General features: G+C 52.7%; 1 pseudogene. It reads left to right on the forward strand.

Going from position 1 to position 298, the window contains the following annotated elements:
• A pseudogene (locus tag SB775_RS28605) lies at window positions 1-288 on the forward strand (hypothetical protein); the annotation flags it as partial.
• Between the last annotated feature and the right edge of the window lie 10 nt (window positions 289-298).

Consider the following 298-nt stretch of genomic DNA (forward strand, 5'->3'; position numbering starts at 1 on the left):
GACGAGAGCCGCATCCGCGAGCTGCTGGGCCAGGAAAAAAATACCACAGAAGAAGGCTATCAAGTGCTGGTCGCAGATGTCTTGGCGCTGGACGAGCTTGGCCATGACTCTATCCCGTGCATCGAATTTCAATTATATGACCGGAAACAGGACCTCTTTTACGCCCGGGTCTGGAATACGAGGAGCGGCATGTGGGATGAAGTGCTTCAAAAACAGATCGAGAAGCAGGAATTGCTCGCATGGCGCGAAGCGATGGCGAGCCAAGAATCCCCAACAGAACATGCTTAGGGCTTTGAAT

The sequence above is a fragment of the Peribacillus sp. SIMBA_075 genome, from assembly GCF_046534585.1.